This window comes from Ciceribacter sichuanensis (assembly GCF_024055605.1).
In the GTDB taxonomy this organism is placed as follows: domain Bacteria; phylum Pseudomonadota; class Alphaproteobacteria; order Rhizobiales; family Rhizobiaceae; genus Allorhizobium; species Allorhizobium sichuanense.
The window spans coordinates 683,448-706,806 of the sequence record NZ_JAMXLX010000002.1 but is presented as its reverse complement, the minus strand read 5'-3'; the positions used below and the strand labels follow the sequence as shown (position 1 = coordinate 706,806).

Annotated in this window: 24 protein-coding genes and 1 pseudogene; 15 read left to right on the top strand and 10 right to left on the bottom strand. The window is 61.9% G+C overall.

Translation table 11 applies throughout. The annotated features are described in order from the left end of the window. Positions 1-2 precede the first annotated feature (2 nt). The 5 genes from NBH21_RS09670 to NBH21_RS09650 all read right to left on the bottom strand — a co-directional run bounded on the left by NBH21_RS09670 (position 3) and on the right by NBH21_RS09650 (position 4,657). Complete coding sequence (locus NBH21_RS09670) at positions 3-392, bottom strand: hypothetical protein (protein WP_250915704.1); 390 nt, start codon at positions 390-392, stop codon at positions 3-5. A 202-nt stretch (positions 393-594) separates the two neighbouring features. Continuing rightward, complete coding sequence (locus tag NBH21_RS09665; RefSeq protein ID WP_250915705.1) at positions 595-1,992, bottom strand: DEAD/DEAH box helicase; 1,398 nt, start codon at positions 1,990-1,992, stop codon at positions 595-597. 291 nt (positions 1,993-2,283) lie between these two features. Continuing rightward, complete coding sequence (locus tag NBH21_RS09660) at positions 2,284-3,630, bottom strand: sensor histidine kinase (protein ID WP_250915706.1); 1,347 nt, start codon at positions 3,628-3,630, stop codon at positions 2,284-2,286. Then, complete coding sequence (locus NBH21_RS09655) at positions 3,627-4,292, bottom strand: response regulator transcription factor (protein WP_250915707.1); 666 nt, start codon at positions 4,290-4,292, stop codon at positions 3,627-3,629. The genes NBH21_RS09660 and NBH21_RS09655 overlap by 4 nt, the downstream gene beginning before the upstream one ends. After that, positions 4,289-4,657 carry a PepSY domain-containing protein gene (locus tag NBH21_RS09650; protein ID WP_250915708.1) on the bottom strand — a complete coding sequence of 123 codons (369 nt, stop codon included), beginning with the start codon at positions 4,655-4,657 and terminating at the stop codon, positions 4,289-4,291. Before NBH21_RS09650 ends, NBH21_RS09655 begins: the two co-directional genes overlap by 4 nt. A 135-nt stretch (positions 4,658-4,792) precedes the next feature. Between NBH21_RS09650 and NBH21_RS09645 the strand changes: the two genes are divergently transcribed. Together NBH21_RS09645 and NBH21_RS09640 are read left to right on the top strand one after the other, a co-directional pair. Next, on the top strand, positions 4,793-5,068 hold the full coding sequence (locus NBH21_RS09645) for a PepSY domain-containing protein (protein ID WP_250915709.1): 276 nt from the start codon (positions 4,793-4,795) through the stop codon (positions 5,066-5,068). Beyond that, entirely contained in the window at positions 5,068-5,640 is a 573-nt protein-coding gene (locus tag NBH21_RS09640; RefSeq protein WP_250915710.1) for a cytochrome b/b6 domain-containing protein, read from the top strand. The genes NBH21_RS09645 and NBH21_RS09640 overlap by 1 nt, the downstream gene beginning before the upstream one ends. Positions 5,641-5,734: 94 nt before the next feature. On the opposite strand, the gene NBH21_RS09635 is transcribed toward NBH21_RS09640, so the two are convergent. Both NBH21_RS09635 and NBH21_RS09630 read right to left on the bottom strand, forming a co-directional pair. Next, positions 5,735-6,844, bottom strand: coding sequence for a DNA alkylation repair protein (locus tag NBH21_RS09635; protein WP_250915711.1), 1,110 nt, complete (start codon positions 6,842-6,844; stop codon positions 5,735-5,737). 5 nt (positions 6,845-6,849) lie between these two features. Continuing rightward, positions 6,850-7,164 (bottom strand): hypothetical protein, encoded by a 315-nt coding sequence (locus NBH21_RS09630; protein WP_250915712.1) that lies wholly within the window; start codon positions 7,162-7,164, stop codon positions 6,850-6,852. An 85-nt stretch (positions 7,165-7,249) separates the two neighbouring features. Here NBH21_RS09630 and NBH21_RS09625 point away from each other — a divergent pair, with 85 nt between their 5' ends. Further along, positions 7,250-7,933 carry a helix-turn-helix transcriptional regulator gene (locus tag NBH21_RS09625; RefSeq protein ID WP_250915713.1) on the top strand — a complete coding sequence of 228 codons (684 nt, stop codon included), beginning with the start codon at positions 7,250-7,252 and terminating at the stop codon, positions 7,931-7,933. Here NBH21_RS09625 and NBH21_RS09620 read toward each other — a convergent pair whose 3' ends face one another. Continuing rightward, complete coding sequence (locus tag NBH21_RS09620; protein ID WP_250915714.1) at positions 7,934-9,520, bottom strand: trimethylamine methyltransferase family protein; 1,587 nt, start codon at positions 9,518-9,520, stop codon at positions 7,934-7,936. It lies immediately after the preceding gene. 228 nt (positions 9,521-9,748) lie between these two features. Between NBH21_RS09620 and NBH21_RS09615 the strand changes: the two genes are divergently transcribed. Beyond that, entirely contained in the window at positions 9,749-13,795 is a 4,047-nt protein-coding gene (locus NBH21_RS09615) for a PAS domain-containing protein (protein ID WP_250915715.1), read from the top strand. Here the strand turns inward: NBH21_RS09615 and mnmC2 are convergent. After that, positions 13,778-14,539, bottom strand: a complete 762-nt coding sequence (mnmC2, locus tag NBH21_RS09610; protein WP_250915716.1) for a tRNA (5-methylaminomethyl-2-thiouridine)(34)-methyltransferase MnmC2 — start codon at positions 14,537-14,539, stop codon at positions 13,778-13,780. The two genes, NBH21_RS09615 and mnmC2, sit on opposite strands and share 18 nt — an antisense overlap. Here mnmC2 and NBH21_RS09605 point away from each other — a divergent pair. From NBH21_RS09605 to uraD, 4 genes are all read left to right on the top strand, one after another. Beyond that, positions 14,538-15,734 carry an NAD(P)/FAD-dependent oxidoreductase gene (locus NBH21_RS09605; protein WP_250915717.1) on the top strand — a complete coding sequence of 399 codons (1,197 nt, stop codon included), beginning with the start codon at positions 14,538-14,540 and terminating at the stop codon, positions 15,732-15,734. The genes mnmC2 and NBH21_RS09605 overlap by 2 nt on opposite strands. 106 nt (positions 15,735-15,840) lie before the next feature. Continuing rightward, positions 15,841-16,548: a DUF1045 domain-containing protein gene (locus tag NBH21_RS09600; RefSeq protein WP_250915718.1), complete on the top strand. Its 708-nt coding sequence runs from the start codon at positions 15,841-15,843 to the stop codon at positions 16,546-16,548. 230 nt (positions 16,549-16,778) lie between these two features. Continuing rightward, a complete protein-coding gene (puuE, locus tag NBH21_RS09595; protein ID WP_250915719.1) occupies positions 16,779-17,699 on the top strand; it encodes an allantoinase PuuE in 921 nt (306 codons plus the stop codon). A 4-nt stretch (positions 17,700-17,703) separates the two neighbouring features. Next, entirely contained in the window at positions 17,704-18,204 is a 501-nt protein-coding gene (gene uraD / locus NBH21_RS09590) for a 2-oxo-4-hydroxy-4-carboxy-5-ureidoimidazoline decarboxylase (protein ID WP_250915720.1), read from the top strand. Between the two features lie 417 nt (positions 18,205-18,621). On the opposite strand, the gene NBH21_RS09585 is transcribed toward uraD, so the two are convergent. Further along, positions 18,622-18,804 carry a DUF2735 domain-containing protein gene (locus NBH21_RS09585; protein ID WP_250915721.1) on the bottom strand — a complete coding sequence of 61 codons (183 nt, stop codon included), beginning with the start codon at positions 18,802-18,804 and terminating at the stop codon, positions 18,622-18,624. 391 nt (positions 18,805-19,195) lie between these two features. Between NBH21_RS09585 and NBH21_RS09580 the strand changes: the two genes are divergently transcribed. From NBH21_RS09580 to NBH21_RS09550, 7 genes and pseudogenes are all read left to right on the top strand, one after another. Then, positions 19,196-20,230 carry a glutamine synthetase beta-grasp domain-containing protein gene (locus NBH21_RS09580; protein ID WP_250915722.1) on the top strand — a complete coding sequence of 345 codons (1,035 nt, stop codon included), beginning with the start codon at positions 19,196-19,198 and terminating at the stop codon, positions 20,228-20,230. 233 nt (positions 20,231-20,463) lie between these two features. Then, a pseudogene (locus tag NBH21_RS09575) lies at positions 20,464-20,550 on the top strand (nucleotidyltransferase); the annotation flags it as partial. 44 nt (positions 20,551-20,594) lie between these two features. After that, positions 20,595-20,921, top strand: coding sequence for a HepT-like ribonuclease domain-containing protein (locus tag NBH21_RS09570; protein ID WP_250915723.1), 327 nt, complete (start codon positions 20,595-20,597; stop codon positions 20,919-20,921). A gap of 6 nt (positions 20,922-20,927) precedes the next feature. Then, a complete protein-coding gene (locus NBH21_RS09565) occupies positions 20,928-21,428 on the top strand; it encodes an ureidoglycolate lyase (protein ID WP_250915724.1) in 501 nt (166 codons plus the stop codon). Further along, positions 21,425-21,781 (top strand): hydroxyisourate hydrolase, encoded by a 357-nt coding sequence (gene uraH, locus NBH21_RS09560; protein ID WP_250915725.1) that lies wholly within the window; start codon positions 21,425-21,427, stop codon positions 21,779-21,781. Before NBH21_RS09565 ends, uraH begins: the two co-directional genes overlap by 4 nt. Before the next feature lie 3 nt (positions 21,782-21,784). Beyond that, positions 21,785-22,525, top strand: coding sequence for a metallophosphoesterase family protein (locus NBH21_RS09555; protein ID WP_250915726.1), 741 nt, complete (start codon positions 21,785-21,787; stop codon positions 22,523-22,525). Positions 22,526-22,705: 180 nt separating this feature from the next. Next, the gene (locus NBH21_RS09550; RefSeq protein ID WP_250915727.1) at positions 22,706-23,263 is read left to right on the top strand and encodes a tetratricopeptide repeat protein; all 558 of its coding nucleotides are present in this window, start codon (positions 22,706-22,708) and stop codon (positions 23,261-23,263) included. Positions 23,264-23,359 lie beyond the last annotated feature (96 nt).

Here is a 23,359-nt window from a genome sequence, read left to right as displayed (position 1 = left end):
GACTATTTGTCCTTTGTCAGCGCAAACAGGTTCATGTCAGCCTGTATATCGAAGCGCTTGAGCGCTTCCTTTATCTGAGGGCCATCGCAGCCTTCCTTGGCGACAATTTCTGAAACCCCCTTATTGAGTTCAGCCTGCCGCTGCATCGCGCCCTTGGCGATCATCTCGTCGGTGGCCTTCGGATACATTTTCTTCAGCCTCTGAGTTGCATGCAACCTCACGGTTTCCATGTTCAGAAGGAACTTCGCGCGTTTTTCTTTGTCGGGTGGCGTGCATTTCGATGCGACCGCCTTGGAAATCATGAACTGGTCGAGGATGGTCAATATGTCGATTTTCGACTCTGCGCTTGCGGGCGCCACCAGGGAAAGGATCGTCAGGACGGCGATAAGCAATCTCGACATGCAGGTCCTCTTCACGGGTCGGGGGAATCGCTGCCCCCTCGGGGGTGAAGCCTTGATTATCACGGCCGGATGGTGCGATCGAGCGATGTGAGGAAGCTTGGGGTTGGGGGTGACCAGTTTGTCACCCAAAGAAAAAGGCGCGGTCCAAGCCGCGCCTCTGGTCTTATCGTCATGTAGAAGCGGAAAGCTCCGCTCAGGCCTCGCGGCGGCGATTGCGCTGCTGGTTTGCGGGGGGGGAGCCGCCCGGCTTGCCATGAGCCGCGTTGGAGGGGCCGCCGGGGCGTCCGCCACCATTGCCCTTGCGATGGCCCTGCTTCTGGGCGGGACGTCCCTCGCCATTGGCCGAGCGTGCTTCGCTCTCATGCTTGCCGCGGCCCTGGCCCTGATGATTGCGGTTGTTGCCGCCGCCAGCGCCACCGCCGCCACGACGCTGCGGGCGGGCCGGGCGGTTGAGGTTTGCCGGGGCTTCGCCGCTTGCCACCGGGATATCGATGCCCATGAGGCGCTCGATGTCGCGCAGCAGACGGCCTTCATCCGGGCCGCAGAAAGCGATGGCGATGCCATCGCGGCCGGCGCGCGCGGTGCGGCCGATGCGGTGTATGTAAGCGTCCGGAACTTCCGGCAGGTCGTAGTTGAAGACATGGCTGACGGCCGGGATGTCGATGCCGCGGGCGGCGACGTCGGTGGCGATCAGCGTGCGGAATGCGCCGTCACGGAAGCCCTTGAGTGCGCGTTCGCGCTGGCCCTGGCTCTTGTTGCCATGGATCGAGGCAACCGAGAAGCCGGTGACGTCGAGATGCTTCATCAGCTTTTCCGCGCCGTGCTTGGTGCGCAGGAAGACGATCGAGCGGCCGTCCGGATTGTCCGCCAGGATCTTCTTCAGCATTTCGGTCTTGTGGTTCTGGCCGTTGACGAAATGCACATACTGATCGACCTTGTCGGCAGCCTTGCCCGGAGGCGCAACCTCGACCTTGACCGGATCGGTCAGGAAGCTTCCGGCGAGGTCCGCGATGGTCTTCGGCATGGTGGCCGAGAAGAGCAGCGTCTGGCGGTCCTTCGGCACCATACGGGCGATCTTGCGCAGGTCGTGGATGAAGCCGAGGTCGAGCATCTGGTCGGCTTCGTCGAGCACGAGGTGTGTGATATCGCGGAGCGTCACGGCTTCGCGCTCGATCAGGTCGAGCAGGCGGCCGGGGGTGGCGACGAGAATGTCGGCGCCGCGTTCAAGCTGGAACTGCTGCTTGTTGATCGATGCGCCGCCGACGACCTGGATGATCTTGAGCGGGGTCTTGCGCACGTAGCTGCGCAGGTTGTCGCCGATCTGGTTCACCAGTTCGCGGGTGGGGGCGAGGATCAGCACGCGCGTCGAGCGCGGCTTCGGCCGGTCGCCGTTCGTCATCAGCATCTCGATGATCGGCAGGCCGAAGGCGGCCGTCTTGCCTGTGCCGGTCTGGGCGAGGCCGACGAGATCACGGCCCTGGAGCACCAGCGGGATAGCCTGCTCCTGAATCGGCGTTGCGGTTTCGAAACCGATGGCCGAGAGCGTCGATACGATCTTGTGCGACAGGCCGAGGTCATGAAAAGTGGTCAATGTCTGTACCTTTCGGGGGCGCCACGAGACATCGAACTGCATCGCGTTCTGCGGTGCAGCCTGTTCGTAGCGTCAAGAACCCCGCGTGAAATGGGAACTTGTGAGTTGGAAAAATCTTTCCAGCGCATGAGCCGCACGTGTGCGGCCGTATCATATCCTGCGCCTTGCCTTCTTCACGTCTCAGTTGTCGCTGGGCACGCTCACGCGGCGGCCGGAAGGTGAAAGCTGTTTCTGCAAATGGGCCTTTCCCCACAAAAAGTCAAGAAATGTTTTTGCAATGCAGCGAAGGCGTCAGAAGCGGATGGTGACGCGAAAGCCGCCTGCTGCAACGTTTTCGGCCTCGATGTCCAGGCCGTAGACGTCTGCGATGTCGCGGACGATGGCAAGTCCGATGCCTGTGCCGGGGGTCTTCAGATCGAGCCGAGTGCCGCGCTGCATGATCGTGCGGAGCCCGGCGGGATCAGCGCCGGGACCATCGTCCCCGATGGTAAGAACTGGTCGTTCGTCCCTTCTCACCGCACGGACGCGGATTGTGGAGCGGCCCCATTTGACGGCGTTGTCGAGGATGTTGCCGAGCATCTCCTGCAGGTCGAGCGGGTCGATGCCAACCTCGATGCCCGTGGGAACCTCGATGTTCCAGTCCAGCGCCTCGCCGCGCGGGGTGCGCTTCAATGTTCGCACGATGATGCCGAGCGAGGCGGCGAGATCGGCGTCGGACTTGCGTAGGTCGGCGCTGGCCGCGATGCGGCTGCGGGTCAGTTCATGTTCTACGTGCGCCTTCATCACGCCCGCGAGGTGGGAGAGTTCGTCGGCCATTTCCGTGTCCCCGCGCTCCCTGAGCGTCGCGGCGTCGTTCGACAGCACGGTCAGCGGTGTCTTCAGGCCGTGGGCAAGATCGGCGGCACGCGCCCTTGCCTTGTCGATCAGGCGCGACTGGGCGTCGAGCAACTGGTTGACGGCAGCGACGACGCCGCGCAATTCGCGCGGGAAGGTGCCGGTCAGCCTTTCGGCCTTGCGTTCGCGGATGCGGTCGAGACCTTCACTGACCGAGGAGATAGGCCTGAGGCCATAGGTGAGCTGCGCCAGCGAGGCTGCAATCAGGAAGACAGCGAGCGCCACCATGTAGGGAATGATGTCGAAGGCAAAAGCGCGGCGCGCATCCGCGACGACCGATCCGTCGATGGCTGCGGCAACACGAATCGCGCGGCGTCCGTCAGGCGCTGCAAAGACGATCTTGCGTTCCTGCACGATCAGGCTGGAGCCCTCCGGTCCCCGCAATCGATATCGGTGGATCGCGCCTGTTTCCTGCTCGTCGTCGGGTAGGGGAAGCGAATAATCCCAGAGGGATGCGGAGCGTAGCTCACTCTTTCTGGCATCGTCTTCCACCTGCCAGTAAAGACCGCCATAAGGTTCCTCGAACCGGCGGTCCACCGGCCGTTCCGGGAGCTGCAGGGTGCCGTCTGCGGCAAAGCGCAGAGCGCCGGCGATGTTGTCGATATGGCCGGTGAGTTCGTCGTCGATGCGGGTTTCCAGATTGCGGGTGAACAGCGAGACGAGCACGACGCTCGCCATCACCAGCGCCAGCGCGACACTGACCAGAGAGACCAGCAGGAAACGGCTGCGTATCGCTTGCATCATCCGTCGCTTCCGCCGATCCGGTAGCCATAGCCGCGCCGGGTGGTGATGACCCCCTTGCCGAGCTTGCGGCGCAGGCGTCCGACGAGCACTTCGACGGAATTGCTGTCGCGCTCGAAATCCTGGGCGTAGAGCTGCTCCGTCAGTTCCATCTGGGAAACGTTGCGTTCGCTGTTGTGGGCGAGGAAGGCGAGGCATCGGTATTCGAGCGGCGTCAGGTCGACAGGCAGGCCATCAAGCATCACCGCCTTGGTGCGCGTGTCGATGGAGAGACCGCCGATGGTGATGACCGGGTTGGCCTGTCCGGCGCTGCGGCGAATGATGGCGCGCAGCCTCGCCAAAAGTTCGGCCATCTGGAAGGGCTTGGTGAGGTAGTCGTCGGCGCCGGCGTCGATCCCTTCAACGCGTTCCTGCCAGTTGCCTCGGGCCGTGAGGACGAGCACCGGCGTCATGCGGCCGGAGCCGCGCCAGCGTTTCAGGATTGACAGGCCATCCATTCCCGGTAGGCCGAGATCAAGCACGATGGCGGCGAAATCCTCGGTGTCGCCGGTGAACCAGCCGGTCTCGCCGTCCTTTTCATGCAGAACCACGAAGCCCGCCCGCTCCAGATTGGAGATCACGTCGCGGGCGATCAGCATGTCGTCTTCGATCAGCAGGATCCTCATTCTTGGTTCTCGATTTCGCGTATGAGGCCGGAGGCGGCATCGACTTCCACCTCCACCAGCCGTCCTTCGGTGCTGAGCACACGGAATTCGTAGATGAGGCTTTTGCCCTTCCGGTCAATTTCGGTGGAAACGATCTTGCCGTTTACCCGGGCGAGAACGATGCGGCGCAGGTCAGCCAGCGACTTGATCTCACCTTTCTCGACGCTCTCGCGGATGCGATCCCGGTCGTCATCAGTGTCAGCATGGAAATGGTCTTCCTCGGCACGGATGTCGCCCGCGTGGCCAAGGACGAACCCCGGCAGCAGCAGACATGCTGCAGCCGTTGCGACCAACCATCCCGAGCCTGCCCCACGCGCGACCTTCATTGGCCCTCAATATCACCGGCAAGCTGAAATTTCGCTGACATTCTTCGTCAGCTATCGCTCAGCACCCTTCGACTAGCTTGCCGCCAACGGTTCGGGGCAATGGTGCCCGACCGGTTCAGCGAAGGATATTTTCCGATGAATAAGACCCTTGTTGCCACCCTTTTCGCAGCCGCCGTCTTCGGCGGGATCGCCCATGCAGAGGAAGGTGGCAAGTGCGGCTCCATTCCGCAGGACAAGTGGATGACCAAGGACGCACTGAAGGCCAAGGCCTCCGAACTCGGCTACGACGTTCGCCAGGTCAAGGTCGAGAACGGCTGCTACGAAGTCTACGGCATCAAGGACGGCAAGAAGGTCGAGGTGATCTTCAATCCGGAAACCGGCGCTCAGGTCGGTGCCGACGGAGACGATTGATGTCCGAAGCCGCTGAGCAAATGCCCGGCGCCGTGGCCGGCCGCGACATGCGGCCGGCACGGATCAAGGTCTGGGATCCCGTCATCAGGCTGTTCCACTGGTCGCTGGTCGGCTTTTTCGCCTTTTCCTTCGTCACGGGCGATGAATGGAAATCGGCACATATCGTGTCCGGCTATATCATCGGCGGCCTTGTTGCCATTCGCGTTCTCTGGGGCCTTTTCGGCTCGCAACATGCCCGCTTCGTGAACTTCATTTACAGCCCGTTCACGGTGCTGCGTTTTCTGGCGGATACGGCCGGAATGCGGGCAAAACGCTATATCGGACACAACCCCGCCGGCGGCGCGATGGTGATCGCACTGCTCGTCATGATCGCCGGCATTGTCACCACCGGCTACATGCAGACTACCGATGCCTATTGGGGCGTTGAATGGGTCGAGGATACCCACAAGACACTCGTCTATGCGACGCTCGGGCTGATCGCCCTGCATATCGCCGGCGTGGTGCTCGCCAGTGTCGAGCACCGCGAGAACCTCGTGCGCGCCATGGTGACAGGCTGGAAGCGCCGCGATTGAGCTTTTACGGTCGGCGGTGGTTTCGCGTGAACACGGCCGGAAAAGAAGCCCGGGCGGCGAGAGCCGTCCGGGTTTTCCGTTATGCGGGAATCCTTTACCGATCTTCCCTCATGTCGAGATGAAACTCGGCTGAAGCGAGCGGGGAGCCGTTCACCAGCAGTTCCAGCCGGTGAAGGCCGGGATAGTAGACACGCGTGGTGATCGGGCGGAAGGCATGACGGCGGTCGAGATCCGCGGCTTCGTTCGGCCCGAGCGTCAGGCTGGTGCCCTTGAAGACTTTCGGCGAAAGAGAGCCGTCCTTCTTGCGATGATGGATCGCGTAGTCGATCAGCAGACGCTGGGCCTTGCCCGACCCGTTCGACAGCCGGACGGCGAATTCCAAAACTCCGGGAAAGCCGATTTTGGCCTGCCTCAACGACAAACCGGCAACGATGTCCTCTGCGGCTTCGAAGCCGAAGCTTGCGAGCGCCCCGGCATGCCCCTTCTTGACCAGCGTCCGCGATGCATGCCGCAGCAGCCACAGTCGTTCCGGCGAGGCATCCTGCCGATGGCGCGAAACGAAATCCGCGACGAGATCGGGGTGATCCTTGGCGATGTCGTTGAGGCTGTTTGCCACCGAGCGGCGAACGTAATCCTCGGGGTCGTCGAGGAGCGGGATCAGGATCGGCATGAGAGGCGACGGGTCGCGGATCAGTTCCGGCAACCGCATGGCCCAGGGCAGGCGGGGGCGGGTGCCTTCACTGGCGAGACGCCGCACATGATGGTTCGGATCGGAGATCCAGCCAGAAATGATCGACAGCGCGCGTTGCGGGTCGGCGGCAATGAAGGGGCGGATGCCGAATTCCGCGGTGAAATGCGGCGTCAGCGCCCTCAGGAGATCGAGAGACGTTTCGAAATGCTGGAGGCCGTTTGCGCCGATATACTGGTTGAAGGCCAGCAAGGCCCATCCGCTCAGGCCGGGTCGATTGTCGCCGGGAAGGCAGTCCCGCAGGATGACGGCGCTTTTCGCAAAGTCCTGCGGCAGCAGCCGGGTCATGGCGGCGGCGACCGACTGGCTGCGCTGCATCAGTTCGAGGCTGTCGAGATCCGGCAGGATTTCCGCCAGGAAGGTGTGCCGGCCGAATTCCGGCCATGCCCGCGACAGCGCTGCCGCGGTCTCACGGACAACGGTCTCTCCGATCAGGTTTTTCAACGGTTCGGGCATGGCGCTCAGAGGCTATGGCTGGTGTGAAAATGCCGCATCAGTAAGATGGAGGCAATCGCCGCCATGTAAGGTGCGAAGGCCGGATCGGTCCGCACTCTCTCCGCAGCGGCGTCGGCGGCTTCCCTGTTCGCCCATTCCACGATGTCGGCGATCTGTTCCGGCCGGTCGTTCGCCGTAAGGGCCTGCCAGCTTATGAAACCGGGGTAATGACGAACGGCTTCCATCGCGGCTTTCCGTGCCTCTTCCGCCTCCGGTTCGTCGGCGATAGTACAGACAGCGATTTCGAAAATGGTGGTGTCGGTCATGGCGATATCGGTCATGGGATGCTCCTTGTCTGTCGATGCGCTTGACCTATCACATGGCTCCTGACAGCCTTATGGCCACTGCAATCACCGAGGCTCGATCATGCGTCCCGCCGACCGCCTGTTCCGGATCATTCAGCTGATGCGCTCCACCGGGCGCGCCATGACAGCCGACGAGATTGCCGCGAAGATGGAGGTAGCGCCGCGCACGATCTATCGTGACATGCAGCACCTGATGGCTTCGGGCGCACCGATCGAGGGGGAGCGCGGTGTCGGCTACATGCTGCGGGAGGCCTTCGACGCGCCGCCGCTGACCTTCACCTTCGAACAGCTGGAGGCATTGGCCTTCGGCCTGCGGGCGGCGCAGATGCTCGGCGATCCGCGGCTCGGTCAGGCTGCTCGCGAGGCGCGTGAAAAGATCCTCGGTCTCCTGCCGGCGGAGCACGCCGCGCGGCTTGCCAGTGCCCAGATCCACGCCTTCCGTTCGGCGGCGCAGCCCGCGCCCCCGGCCTGTCTCGGAGATATCAGGGGCGCGCTTTCGGCGCGGCGCAAGGTGTGGATTTCCTACCATGCGCTGACGGGAGAACGCAGCGAGCGGACCGTCCGGCCGCTTGCGCTCAGCGCCTTCGGTGGGCTGTGGCTGATGACGGCATGGTGCGAGAAGCGCGGCGACTTCCGCGATTTTCGCCTCGACCGGGTGGAGGCGTGGAAGGTGCTGGCCGAGCGGTTCGAACTCGAACAGCACCAGACATACGACGTCTATCTGGAGCGGCTGCAGGCCGGCTGATCAGAAGTCGGTGGCGACGCCGCCTTCCGCCTTGCGCTTCGCCACGAAGGCATCCAGTTCCTCCTCGATTGCCGGATCGAGCGGCGGACGCTCGTAACGCGCAAGCGCTTCCTTGTAGATGCGGTTGGCGTGGTCGTAGGTGGTCGGACGACCGGCCTCCGTCCAGGTCTCGTAGTTGCGCCAGTCGGAAAGAAGCGGCGAATAGAAGGCGCTCTCGTAGCGGGCAAGCGTATGAGCCGTGCCGAAGAAGTGTCCGCCGGGGCCGACGTCGCGCACGGCGTCGAGCGCCAGCGCGTCGGGGCTGACATCGAGCGGCGTCAGGAATTCGGCGACCATCTGCAGCATGTCGACATCGAGGATGAACTTTTCGAAGGAGGCTGTGAGGCCGCCCTCCGTCCAGCCGGCGGCATGCATGATGAAATTGCCGCCGCCCTGCGTCAGCGCCCAGAGCGACAGCGCCGATTCGTAGGCCGCCTGCGCGTCGAGGGTGTTGGAGGCGTTGGTGTTCGAGGTACGGTATGGAATGCCGTAGCGGCGGGCAAGCTGTCCGCCGGCAACCACGGCCTTCATGTATTCCGGCGTGCCGAAGGCGGGCGCTCCGGTCTTCATGTCGACATTCGAGGTGAAGCCGCCATACATTACCGGCGCGCCCTTGCGCACCATCTGCGTGAAGGCGATGCCGCACAGGGCCTCGGCGTTCTGTTGCACCAGCGCTCCGGCAATCGTCACCGGCGCCATGGCTCCGGCGAGCGTAAACGGTGTGATGACAACCACCTGATTGCGGGAGGACATCTCGATGATGCCCTGAAGCATCGGGCCGTCGAGGCGCAGTGGCGACGACGAATTGATGATGGTGAAGAGCGATGGCTCCTGTTCCATCTGCTCCGTGCTGATGCCACGGGCGATTCGGGCTATTTCCAGTCCGTCGAGGTTACGCTGTTTGCCGAGCGAATAGGCATGGAACGGCTTGTCGGTGAGCTTTGCCAGATCCGACAGGCAGTCGAGGTGGCGGATCGAGGCGTGGATGTCGACCGGTTCCACCGGATAGCCGCCGGTGGTGTGGATGATGTCGTAGCACTGGGCGAGCTTGATGAGCTTGCGGTAGTCTTCCTGGTTTCCGGCGCGGCGGCCGCCTTCGCGGTCGGCGACGAAGGGGGCCGAGGCGACCTGGGCGAAAACCAGATTGTTGCCGCCGATCGCGACATTGCGGGCTGGGTTGCGCGCGTGGAGCGTGAATTGCGCCGGCGCCGATGCGATCATGTCCATGATGAGGCCGCGATCGAAACGGACACGCTCCGTTCCCTCGGTCACGGAGGCGCCGGCCCGGCGCATGATCTCGCGGGCCTCCGGCAGGATGATGTCCATGCCGATTTCCTCGAGAACGGTCAGCGAGGCCTCGTGAATGTCATCGAGCGCCTGCTGGTCGAGAAGCTCGGTCTTCGCCAGCCGGTTGACGAGGTTGCGATATTTCGGAGCACCAGCCGGACGTTGCCGTTCAGCCCCGCGTCCACCGCTGCGACGCCGCCGTTCGGCCGGAGCGGAGAGGGTTTCAGTCTCGGGCAAGGCAGGCGGTGTAATGTCGCTCATGGTCTATCCATTGTGTCATCCTCGACATGGATACTATCCGGGTTCCTCTCGGGGATGACATAGCCAATTGCGACGAATGACTGGCTTAACTGGAACAATGACCACGTCATATTGAGGCAGGATGAACGTGAAGGGGCGAGTCGGGATTTTAGTGGTCAGCGTCATGCAGGCTGTCTTGGTTACCAAGCATTTACCATTCGAAGTCATGGTCGTCTCAGGGGTGCATTCTTGAATACGGGTGGCGATTTGCTGAGACTAGCCTGCGAGAAGATCGCCGAGCTCGATGTGCCGGCCTTCGTCAAGGACAGCGAGTTGCGTTACGTCTCGGTCAACGAGGCCTATGCCCGCTTCATGCGCGTCAGCTCGCAATCCATTGCTGGAAAAACCGATCAGGAAGCCTTCGGTCAGGCGGAATATCTCGATCGTGACGACCGCGAACGCCGTGCGCTGGTGTTCGGGGAGGATGAGCGCGCGCTGGTCCTGAATCCCGGCGGCTCCCAGAGGGTCGCCCTGAAGATCGAGCGTTTTCTGGATGAGGACGACAGCATTTTCCTGTTCGGCATGGCCGAGGGGATGCCGAGGCGTGTCATCGAGGAGCGGACGCCATCGGCGTCTGTGCCGTCCACCACGGACCGGACCGAGCTTCTGCGCATGGTTCTCGAGGACATACCGACGGCGACCTTCGTGCGCGACAGCGATCACCGCATGGTCTTCGCCAACGATGCCTATGCGGCCATCGTGAATATCGACCGGGACGATCTCATCGGCAAGGACGAGTGGGAAACCTTCGGCGACAAGGGCGGCACCTACCACACCGAGAACAGCCAGGTGTTGCAGGGCGGAAAGGTTCTGCTGACCGAGCAGGTCTTCCGATTTGTCGACGGGTTCGAACTGCCGGCGATCACCCGCAAGAACCGGATCACTGCCAGCAACGGCAAGCATTATCTCGTCGGCTCGATCACCGACACGACCGCGACAAAGCAGCGCGAGCGGGAACTCATCGAGGCGCGGGCGGAAGCAGAGGAGCTGCACAGCTATCTCGAGAGCCTGCTGAAATCGCTGCCGGTCGGGGTGATGATCCTCGACGATGCGCTCACGATCGAATACGTCAACGACGCTTTCTGCGACATGCTGGAAGCCGATGATACCTATCAGCCGGTGGGGCATTCGTATCGGGCGTTTCTGGACTATAATTTCAGCCGGGGACGCTACGGGGATACCGCACTGGTGGACGTCGAGGCGATCTATCAGGCGCGGCTGTCCCAGTTCAGCGAGGATGGAAACAGCGTCGTCTCGCAGGCGGAAACCCCTGGCGGACTTATCCTTGCGATCCGGAGCCGGCGGCTTGCCAATGGCAAGATCCTTGTGACCTATTCCGATGTCACGGAGTTGCATCAGCGCGAACAGGAGACCATTCTCTATCGCACGGCGATCGAGCAGCTGCCGGTGCCCGTTTTCATCCGCGACAGCGACAGGCGGCTGATCTTCGCCAATGCCGCCTACGAGATGTTGCAGGGCAAGCCGCGAGACGAATTCTACGGCATGCGCGAGGACGAGATGTTTCCGCATTCCGGCAAGCAGCTTCGCGCCGAAAACGAACAGGTGCTTGCGACGGGCGAAAGCTTCGAGCGGCCACAGGATATCATGTTGCCCGGCGAGCGTCCGGCATCAGTCATCACACGGCTCAACCGCATTATGACGGCCGACGACCATCGCTACATCGTCGGCTCGATCACCGACGTCACCCTGCTCAAGGTTCGCGAACGGGAACTCATCGAGGCCCAGGGGCGCGCCGAAAAGCTTTACGACGACCTGCTTAGTGTTTTCCACATCATGCCGGTCGGTGTCGCGATCCTCAATCGCGACATGATCGTCGAATTCGTCAATGAAAAATGCTCGACAATCTGGTGTTGGCCAAAGGATGTTCCGCTTGAGGGCATGTCCTTCCGATATTATTGCGAGCTTAACCGCGGGCGCGGCTGGAGCTGGCCGGACGTGGAGTTCGAGGAAGGCTACCGGCAGCGGGTCGAGCTGTTCCGCAGCCTGCAGGGATCGGTGGTTCGCGACCTCGTCTACGACGATGGAAAATACGTATTGAGCACGGTCACCCGGCTCAATGACGACCGGATACTGCTCACCTATTCCGACCTCACGGATATACGCCGACGTGAACTGGAGATCAGCGAGGCGCGCGCGCAGCTCGAACGCCTCGGACAGGTCATGCAGGACGCGACGCGCGTCATGTCGCAGGGGCTGGTGGTGATCGAGGATGGCGTCATCATCGAAAGCAATGATGCGCTCGTGCGGATACTCGGCTTGCCCCCGGTGATGGTCGAGAAGGGGCAGAGCTGGCACGCCGCCTTTGCCTATTGCGCCAAGCGTGGCGATTTCGGACCGGATGCAATGTCGATACTCCGGGAGTGGCGGGAGAAGGCGCGTTCGGCGAGCGGTGTTTCGACCACCTTCCTCGCCAACCGGAAGACCTGGGTCCAGATGGAAGCGACCGTCAGTGGTCGCGGTCACTGGATGGTCGTCATGACCGATGTCACGGAGATCAAGAAGGGCGAGGAAGAGCTGAAGGTCCTGCTTGCGCGCAGCGAGGCGGCGGACAAGGCGAAATCCGAATTCCTCGCGAATATGAGCCACGAGATCCGCACGCCGATGAACGGTGTTCTCGGCATGGCGGAACTTCTTTCGAAATCCGCTCTCGACACGCGGCAGAAGACTTTTGTCGATATCATCGTCAAGTCCGGCAACGCGCTGCTGACCATCATCAACGACATCCTCGATTTTTCCCGCATCGACGCCGGCCAGCTGCAGCTGCGCAAGACGCCGTTCGATCCGGTCGAGGCGATCGAAGACGTGGCGACGCTTCTGTCCGCCTCCGCCTCGGAGAAGGACATCGAACTCATCGTGCGCGGCGACGCGACTGTCCGCCATATGGTGATCGGCGATGCCGGGCGCTTCCGGCAGGTCGTCACCAATCTCGTCGGCAATGCGATCAAGTTCACCGAGAAGGGGCATGTGCTGATCGCCGTATCGAGCGAGGCTCTGGCCGAGGGCCGCACGCTGCTGACGGTGCAGATCGAGGATACGGGCATCGGTATTCCCGCCGAAAAGCGGGCCTCGATCTTCGAAAAGTTTTCGCAGGTCGATAGCTCGTCCACCCGGCGGCATGAGGGAACGGGTCTCGGTCTTGCCATAACGGCAGGCCTTGTCGGCCTTTTCGGCGGGCATATCGATGTGGAGAGCGAATTGGGCAAGGGGTCGGTGTTTACCGTTCAGTTGCCCTTTGTCATGGCAAGCGAACGGCAGAAGCATAACGCCATGCCGGTCAATGTCAGAAACGCCCATGTGCTCGTCATTGACGATAACGCCGTCAACCGCCAGATCCTGACGGAGCAGCTGACGATGTGGGGCTTCGATTGCCTCGCCGTCGAGAGCGGCCCGGCCGCGCTGTCGATACTGGAAGAAGCCGCTCAGGTCGGCGTGGTCATCGATGCGCTGATCATCGACTACCAGATGCCGGTGATGAACGGTGTCGATGTCGCCCGTCTGATCCGGGCGGACCGCCGCTTCGATGCCAGCGCAATCATTTTCCTGACATCGATGGACATGCTCGGCGACGAGCGCATCTTCCAGGAACTCAACATTCAGGCGCATCTGATGAAGCCCGCGCGTGCCAATCTGTTGCGTAGCGCCGTCATCGACGTGGTTCGCGCAGCGCGGCTTCGCACCCATGCCGGACGTTTCATGGCGCCGGCGCCGGCGCCTGCTTCGGCTCGCGTTTCCTCACCGGTTCTCTCCGCGCCGCCGGTTCAGACTGCCGAGCGCAAGGAAGAGCGAAAGGCACCCGTCGCAAGCGCCTGTGACGTGTTGATTGCCGAAGACAACGAGGTCAACCAGATCGTCTTCCGTCAGATCATGCAGGCGACAAACCTGACCTGGCGGATCGTGGAAAACGGTCGTGAGGCAGTGGACGCGTGGCGCTCGCTTTCCCCTCGGCTGATCCTGATGGATGTTTCCATGCCGGTGTTGAACGGTCATCAGGCGGCGCGAACCATCCGTGAGGAGGAGCGCGCGCTCGGCGACGGGCAGCATGTGCCGATCATCGGTGTCACGGCCCATGCGCAGGATCTCGATCAGGAACTCTGCCTTGCCGCCGGTATGGACGACTACATGTCGAAGCCGATCAGCCCGGAGAACATGCAGCAGAAGATCAATCAGTGGCTGTCTTCGCAGTCGTCGCGTGGTGCGCTAGAGGCCGGAGAGTGAGGCCAGGCCATCGGAGGGCCTGATGCCGCAGAGCATTTCGCGCTTTCCTGCGAAGCCCTTCCGTCTTTCCACGGCAAAGCCCGTGCCCGCGAGATTGCGGCGGACGAAGCCGGCCGCCGCATAGGTCGCGAAGCTGCCGCCGGGGACGGTATGATCGAACACCGCCTGCATCAGTTCCGGCGACCACATGGCCGGATTGCGGGAGGGGGCGAAGCCGTCGAGGAACCATGCATCGAAGGCGAGCGAGCTTGCTGTCAGGCGTTGCATGGCGTCGCCGCAAAATACAGTCAGGCGTGTCTGGTCGTCCAGCGTGATGTCCACCACGCCTTCAGGCGTTGCGGGCCACAGGGCGACGAGCGCCTTGCGTTCCGCATCGATTTCCGGCCAGCGCGAAAGCGCGCGTTCAAGCTCTTTGGCTTGCATCGGATAAAGCTCGAAGGAGACGAGGTGCAGGGCGGAGCCGGCTGTTCGGGTTTCCTTCCACTGTCGCCATGTCTCACAGGCGTTGAGGCCGGTGCCGAAGCCGAGTTCGCCGATGCGGAAGGTCCCGGAGCCCGTCCAGCGGTCTGGCAGTCCATTGCCGGAAAGGAAGACATGGCCGCATTCCAGACGGCCATCGGTCTGGCAATAAAAATGATCGCCAAAGGCAGTCGAATAGGGCATATCGCCCTCGTTCCAGGTGAGGCCCTGCCCCTGGCTCGCATCCGGCCCTTCGGCCGGCGATATCGTGTGGGAAGCTGTCATGAGCAAAGCGGATACTGCCGCGCGTCCGTCAGGTCAATTACGCGCCGACCTGTTGATCGTGGGCGGCGGCATCATGGGCCTCTGGGCGGCTCTGCATGCGCAGCGGCAGGGCATCGATACGCTGCTGGTTGATGAGGGGCCGCTTGCCCGCGGAGCAAGTGGGGGATTGCTGGGTGCGCTGATGCCCCACATGCCGGATCGCTGGTCGGAGAAGAAGCAGTTCCAGTTCGATGCGCTGATCAGCCTTGAGGAAGAAGTCCGGCGGTTGGAGGAAGAGACCGGGCTGTCGGCCGGCTATCGTCGCAGCGGCAGGCTGATCCCGCTGCCGAAGCCGCATCTGCGGGTGATCGCGGAACGGCATTGCAAGGATGCGGAGGCGCACTGGCATCACGGCGCACGCTCCTTCTCGTGGACGCCGCTCGATGCCTCGCCAGCGGGAAACGGCTGGCCGTCGGAAGAGTTCATGGCGGCTGGCATCGTCTGCGACACATTTGCCGCGCGGGTATCGCCGCGCAGCCTGACCGGATTGCTCACCGCTCGCCTGAAAGAAGCCTCGCACGTCCGAATCATCGAGAATTCCGGGGTCGATCTGCTCCATCCCGAGACGGATACTGCCGGGCTTTCGGATGGCCGGACGGTTTCCTTCGGTCACTGCATCATTGCGGCGGGCCACAGGTCCTTCCCCATGCTTCAGTCGCTCGGAGCGCCGCTGCCGCAACCGCTCGGTCAACCGGTAAAGGGGCAGGCCGCCTTGCTGAAGGCCGATATCGATCCGGCCTTGCCGCTGCTTTATCTCGACGGTCTCTACATCGTGCCGCATGAGGGCGGTTATGCCGCGATCGGCAGCACCAGCGAGGACAGGTTCGACGATCCGGCATCGACCGATGACCAGCTTGAAGGGCTGATCGGTCGAGCGCGGGCGCTTGCACCGGCGCTCCGCGATGCCGAGGTGGTCGAGCGGTGGGCCGGGCTGCGGCCCAAGGCGATCGATCGTGACCCGATGGTGGGGCCGCATCCCGATCATCCGCGCATCCATGCGCTGACAGGCGGCTTCAAGGTCAGCTTCGGTATTGCGCACCGACTGGCGGAGGCGGCGGTCGCCGCTTTTACAGGGCATTCGGAAAGTGATACGAACGGACTGCCTTCATCCTTCGCGCTTCATCATCATATCGTGATCGCTGCTCGCAATGCGTGAGGCCGGGGCCGGTCTCTCGTCGTGATCCTGTCATGCAAATCACCTACCTCGGTGTTGTAACGTCAATTGCTAAAATTGGCGACGGACAAGAGGGTGAGGTATTCGCATGCGCTATGCCATACATTTCACGCCCCCTTCGGGCGACCCGCTGACGCTTGCTGCCGCAGGCTGGCTCGGGCGCAATGTCTATTCCGGCGAGGCCGTCGAGCATCCCGCCCTGCGCGGTCTTGGGGTGCACGAGATTGCCTTTCATACCGCCTTGCCTCGTCGTTATGGCTTCCACGCCACGCTGAAAGCTCCCTTTCATCTGCACAGCGACCTCGTTGAAGCCACCATGCTTCGCGACCTGATGCGTTTTGCCGGAACGCTGGAGCCCTTCGAACTGCCGCGGCTCGAAATTGCCCGGCTCGGGGATTTCTTCGGCCTCGTGCTGGAGCGTCCGTGCCCGGCACTCGACTATCTGGCCGCTGCCGTAGTGCAGGAATTCGATGCCTTCCGGGCACCGCTGACCGAAGCGGAAATCGAGCGGCGCAATCCGGAGGGATTGTCGGCATCGCAGTTCGCCAATCTCTATCGCTGGGGTCATCCATACGTGATGGACGAATTCCGCTTTCATATGCCGCTTACCGGTCCGCTGGCGCCTTACGAATTCGCGCGGATCGAGGAAGCGCTGCGGGCGCATTTCGCGCCAGTCCTATCCGAACCGGTGGATTTCTCCAATCTTGCCCTGTTTGTCGAGAAGGAGCCGGGGGCGCCGTTCCAGGTTCACTCGCTGCATCCGATGGGGCGCATTTCCGCCCGCAAGATCGCCTGAACGCCGGTCCGGTCGCGGGCCGGCGAGGGGGTGTCGCCAAAAAGGCAACGCCCCGCTCTGACGTTTCCATCTCGACATCGGCCTTCACGCTGCTTACCGTTTGCGTAACGCATTCAGGCGCGTCGCGATCTTCCGGATTCGCTCCCGTGCCGACAGTTGTTGTTCTTTTCCGATGTCGTGCCCCGTGAGCAGGCAGATGCTTGCGCGGCATGTCTCCACAGGGTGATTTGATGCAGACCGATACCTATCCGCGCGACCTCGTCGGCTATGGCCGCAACACTCCGGACCCGAAATGGCCCGGCGATGCCCGCATCGCCGTCCAGTTCGTCGTCAACTACGAGGAGGGCGGTGAAAGCAGCATTCTGGACGGCGACAAGGCCTCGGAAAGCCTGCTGTCCGAGATCGTCGGCGCGCAGCCCTGGCCCGGCCAGCGCAATCTCAACATGGAATCGATTTACGAATACGGCTCGCGGGCCGGTTTCTGGCGCCTCTGGCGGATGTTCACCGAGCGCAATGTTCCGGTGACGGTCTATGGCGTGACACTCGCCATGGCGCGTAACCCGGAAGCCGTTGCCGCCATGAAGGAAGCCGGCTGGGAAATTGCCAGCCACGGTTATCGCTGGCTGGAATACAAGGACTTTTCCGAGGAGGAGGAGCGCAAGCATATCCTCGAGGCGGTGCGCCTGCACAAGGAGCTGACCGGTTCCCATCCGCTCGGCATGTATCAGGGCAAGCCGTCCGACAACACGCTCAGGCTCGTCATGGAGGAGGGCGGTTTCGTCTATTCGTCGGACTCCTATGCCGACGATCTGCCCTACTGGGTGAAGGGCATCGATGGCAAGCCGTTCCTGATCATCCCCTATACGCTCGAAACCAACGACATGCGGTTTGCAACACCGCAGGGCTTCAACTCCGGCGATCAGTTCTTCACCTATCTCAAGGACGCCTTCGACGTGCTCTATGAAGAGGGCAAGGCCGGCAGCGCCAAGATGCTGTCCATCGGCCTGCATTGCCGTCTCGTCGGCCGTCCGGGACGCGCCGCGGCGCTCTCGCGCTTCATCGATTACGTCCGGTCGCATGACAAGGTGTGGATCCCGAAGCGTATCGAGATCGCTGAACATTGGCACAAGAATCACAAGCCGACGTGGTGAGCGCATGGTGACGCGAGACGATTTCATCGCCACCTTCGGCGGCGTATTCGAGCATTCTCCCTTCATCGCCGAGCGAGCCTTCGACGTCGGGGCGATCAGCGAACCGCTGACGGTTTCGAGCGTGCATGCCGCGCTCGCCGAGCAGTTTCGCAAGGCAAGCGCGGCCGAACGGCTGGGAGTTCTGCGGGCGCATCCGGACCTTGCCGGGCGTCTTGCCGTTGCCGGCGAACTGACGATGGAAAGCCGCAGGGAGCAGAGCGGTGCGGGGCTTGACCAGCTCAGCCCCGAACAGTTTGCGCGCTTTACCGACATCAATTCGGCCTATACCGAAAAGTTCGGCTTTCCCTTTATCATTGCGGTCACCGGGCTGACCAAGGAGGACATCCTTGCCGCCTTCGAGGCGCGTATAGCCAATGACCGCGAAACCGAGTTTTCCACGGCCTGCACCCAGGTCGAGAAGATCGCCCGCATCCGCCTTGGACATCTCCTGCCGGAGAGCGTCTGAAGCGCTCGAACGGGGCTCGTCATGGCGCTGGCCGATTTAACGGCCGACGTTGCCGGCTGGCCGTCGCAAACGGGTGTCCGGTCACGAGTGCTTTCCTTCATCCGGTCTTCGAAAGGGGCGGGACGGTGCGGTCAGGCAGATTTCAGGGGGGATCAGCAGGAAGCTGCGAGTTGCCCGAAGCAGGCTACCGGATGCCCGCGATGCTTCCACTCGCGATGACGTCCAGGCCGCGATCGGCCGGATGCCAGGTATATAGCGCGGGATAATGCAGACGGACGCTATCCATTTTTGGCGGTCACGTGATTACCGAAACGGGTTCGTCACCCTTGTTGCCTTGCCGCCGTGGCCCTGATGGCGGCGTCACACGTCCGCTCCCCAGGAACCGAAGGTCTGAGTGACAGGGCAGTCTGGCGCTTGCTATTGCTTGCGCGCGTCTTCCGCCTCGCGGATCGCATCCTCGTGATACCAACTGCCTGCGCCGCTTTCGTAAATCACGGGGCGTGAGCGGTCGTCGCGCTCGCGCGTTTCCATCAGCTTCTGAATGTTTCTTACCGGGAACTGCAGGATCTTCGCCGATTCCCGAACCATGTTCGTTGTCATGCTGCTGCCTTTCGTTGTTCATCGGTTTTCGAGCCCGATGATCTTCCCTAACAGAACTTTAAATGGAATGCACACGAAAAGTGCAAAATGCATAAATTATAGGCATTTATGGGCCAAAAACATGTGTGAGTGCGAAATCATCACAATCTACGACGAGGCCCGCCATACACGAGAACACGGTATGGCTGTGTCATGTTCCCACACAATAAGCTGAAACTGTTAAGGATTCCCGCGCGCAAACCGTAGCGGGGTGCGTCATTGTGTCGGCCGGATGACGGCTCTCATTAGTTGGCACACTTCCTGCTTCTACCAAAACGACTCGCCGGAGTTCCGGAGAATCGCCCCTCTGTTGCGCTCCATGGGTGGACGCTTGACTGAAGAGAGACCAAGAATGACCAAGTATAAGCTCGAGTATATCTGGCTCGATGGCTACAAGCCGGTGCCGAACCTGCGTGGCAAGACGCAGATCAAGGAATTCGACAATTTCCCGTCGCTGGAAGAACTTCCCTACTGGGGTTTCGATGGTTCGTCGACCGAGCAGGCCGAAGGCCGTAGCTCCGACTGCGTCCTGAAGCCGGTTGCCGTATTCCCGGATCCGGCCCGCAAGAACGGCGCTCTCGTCATGTGCGAAGTCATGATGCCGGACGGCGTCACGCCTCATCCGTCGAACAGCCGCGCGACCATCCTCGACGACGAGGATGCATGGTTCGGCTTCGAGCAGGAATACTTCTTCTACGAAGACGGCCGTCCGCTCGGCTTCCCGGAACACGGCTATCCGGCTCCGCAGGGTCCGTACTACACCGGCGTCGGCTATAAGAATGTCGGCTCCATCGCTCGCCAGATCGTCGAAGAGCACCTCGACCAGTGCCTCGAAGCCGGCATTAACCACGAAGGCATCAACGCCGAAGTGGCCAAGGGCCAGTGGGAATTCCAGATTTTCGGCAAGGGCTCCAAGAAGGCCGCTGACCAGATCTGGATCGCTCGCTACCTGCTGCTCCGCATCTGCGAAAAGTACGGCATCGACATCGAATGGCACTGCAAGCCGCTCGGCGACACCGACTGGAACGGTTCGGGCATGCACTGCAACTTTTCGACCAAGTACATGCGCGAAGTTGGCGGCAAGGACTATTTCGAACGTCTGATGGCGCAGTTCGACAAGAACCTGATGGACCACATCAACGTTTACGGCCCGGACAACCACATGCGTCTGACCGGCAAGCACGAAACGGCTCCGTGGAACAAGTTCTCCTACGGCGTTGCCGACCGTGGCGCCTCGATCCGCGTTCCGCACTCCTTCGTCAAGAACGACTACAAGGGTTACCTGGAAGATCGTCGTCCGAACTCCCAGGGCGACCCCTATGCGATCGCTTCGCAGGTCCTGAAGACGATCTCGGAAGTTCCGTTCGCTGCTTCTGCAGCAGCCTGATCTTCGAAGATCGACCATTGATCACGACAGCGCCGGTGAAAGCCGGCGCTGTTTTCGTGTGCGGCCTGCCGAGTTCTGGTGAGGTTCCCGATTTTCTTCGGGAGGGGGCCTCGCCAAAGCGCGTTGTGATCGCTCAAATTCTCGCTGCGTATTGGGGCGTATGTCCTCGTCCGAAACCGGTTCCCACTTTCACGGGACATGCTCTATATTGTGCCCCAAACGGAGGTTCGGCCATGAGGCCATCGGAAGTGCTGGAGACTAACAGGCAGGCGACCAAACGCTTCAATGCGGCGAAACCGAGCGTGTTCGGTTCGGTGGCGGTCATATGACTCCAGAGCAGCGGTTTCTCGAAAATCTTCGCGACATGCAGGAGGCAGCCTCCGAGGCTGTCGGCTTTGTCAAGGATGTGACCTTTGAGGCATTCGAGCGGGATATCCTGACCCAGCGCGCGGTTGCGATGACTTTCGTGCTGATCGCCGCCGCGGCTGCGAGGGTACTGGCCGGCTTTCCGTCTGCCGCTTCCGAATATCCTGACATCGACTGGCGGAAAATCAGGGGCTGGCGCGACATGGTTGTCCATGAGCACGAACGACTTGACTGGCGACTGGTGTGGGACACCGTTCAAGTCGACCTGCCGGCACTGATCCGCCAGATCAACCAGCTACGCCATCCGCATATTCAAGGAGAATGACTCCTCTTGTCCGACCTGCTTTCCATCCAGCCTCTCACTCCCGAGGCATTCGCTCCCTTCGGTGAGGTGATTTCCGCCAAGCCCGAAACAATGCGCCTGATCAATGGCGGCACCACGGAGCGGTTTCATGCGCTGTTTTCGCCGGAGGTAACGGGCGAGGGGGCGCGGGTTATCGTCAACATCTTCCGCGGCCAGCCGCGCGCCTTTCCCTATGAGGTCGGAATGATGGAGCGGCATCCGTTCGGCAGCCAGAGCTTTTCGCCGCTCTCCGGCCGGCCGTTCCTCGTGGCCGTCTCGCCCGATGAGGATGGCAGGCCCGGGCGTCCGCAGGTCTTTCTGGCGCGTCCCGATCAGGGCGTGAACTACCGGCGCAACGTCTGGCATCATCCGCTGATGGCGATCGGGGAAATCTCGGATTTTCTGGTTGTCGATCGTGACGGGCCGGGCAACAATCTCGAAGAGTTCTTTTTCGACAAGCCCTTCGTGATTCTGGAGCCCCATCTATGACCGGCCTCACCACCCATGTCCTCGACACCGCGCTCGGCAAGCCGGCGGAAGGTCTGAAGATCCAGTTGATGCGGATCGTGGGCGAGGATGCCGAGTTGGTAACCACCGCGATCACCAATTCCGATGGCCGCGTCGACGGCGGACCGATCCTTTCGGGCGAGAGCTTCCGGGTCGGGCAGTACGAACTGCTGTTCCATGCCGGCGACTACCTGAAGGCGCAGGGTGCGCCGCTCACTTCGCCCCCGTTCCTCGATGTCATCCCGATCCGTTTCGGCATCAGCGATACCGAGGCGCACTACCATGTGCCGCTTCTGCTTTCGCCCTATGGCTATTCCACCTATCGGGGCAGCTGATCGATGATCTTCGCTGCGATCGCCGATGTTCACGGCAACCATCTGGCGCTTGAAGCTGTGCTGGAGGATATCCGCCGGCAGGGTATTTCCGAGATCGTCAATCTCGGGGACAGTTTTTCCGGTCCTCTGAATGCCGGAGCCACGGCGGATCTGTTATTGCCGCTCGAGGCGGTGAGCGTTCGCGGAAACCACGACCGGGCGCTGATCGACCGGCCGTTTCCGGAAATGGGCGACTGGGAGCAGCCGGTTTTTCCGCAGCTCAGCGCAGAGCATCTCGACTGGATCCGCGCGCTGCCGTTCAGCGCTGTCTACCGCGACGAGGCCTATCTCTGCCACGCGACGCCGCGGGACGACAACACCTACTGGATGGAGACGCTGTCGCCGGATGGCATCTTCCATCTGAAGCCGCTCGATGAAATCGAGGGGCTTGCCAATGGTATCGAGCAGCCGCTCATTCTCTGCGGTCACAGCCATATCGCGAGGGCCGTCCAGCTTTCCGATGGCCGCCTGATCGTCAATCCGGGCAGCGTTGGCTGTCCGGGCTTCGATTATGACCAGCCCTTCTATCACAAGGCCCAGCAGGGCACGCCTTTTTCCGCCTATGCCGTGCTGGAAAAGACCGGGCGCGGTTGGCAGCCGACCTTCCGGCAGGTTCGCTACGATAACGCGGCCGCAGCCGAGATGGCGGCTGCTCACGGCATGGCAGACTGGGTCAGCGCGCTTTCGGGCGGCTGGATCGCCTGAAGAAAATTTCAGATTCCATCGAATAGAAGCACCCTCCGGGGTGTTCACCTCCTGCAACCTTGCATGTTTGCCTCCGCCGGGAACGTTCGGCGCGGGGTCATGCGGGAAAATCAAACTCGCAGCGTCCGCCGTTCATCGTGGGTGGCTTCCGGCGCTGTCGTATTTGCAGAGGATCGAGCCATGCCCCGCGTTCAAAAGCTTCGCCTTGCCACCCTGTCTGCCGTCTGCCTCTTTTCCGTCGCCCTTGCCGGTCCCGTTTTCGCGGCCGGCGGTTATGGCGGCGGTTCGGATTCCAGCTCGGGTTCCACGCCGGTCTGCAAAAAGGGCAGCGTCTATGACCGCAAGACCCAGAAATGCATCCGGCAGAGCGGCGCCAATCTCATCGACGAAAACCTTGCCGATTATGCCTATGCGCTGGCAAAGGCCGAGCGCTACCAGGATGCTCTCGACGTTCTCGATACGGTGAAGGATCAGAACTCGCCGGAAGTGCTGAATTATCGCGGTTACGCTACCCGCAAGCTCGGCCGTCTCGATGAGGGCATCGGCTATTACCTGAGGTCCGTGGCCGCGGACCCGCAATATGCGCAGGTGCGGGAATATCTCGGTGAGGCTTATGTCCTGAAGGGCGAGATTGAACTGGCCAAGGCGCAGCTGCAGGCCATCAAAGGGCTTTGCGGCACCACTTGCGAGGAATATCGCGACCTCGATGCCGCCATCGGCGCGGCTGCGAAGATCTGACGCTAGAGCGCCGCGCGTCCATTTGGACGCACAAAGGACGCTCTAACATCTTGAATCTGCGCATCGAGCTTTCCGAAAATCGATTCCGATTTTCGG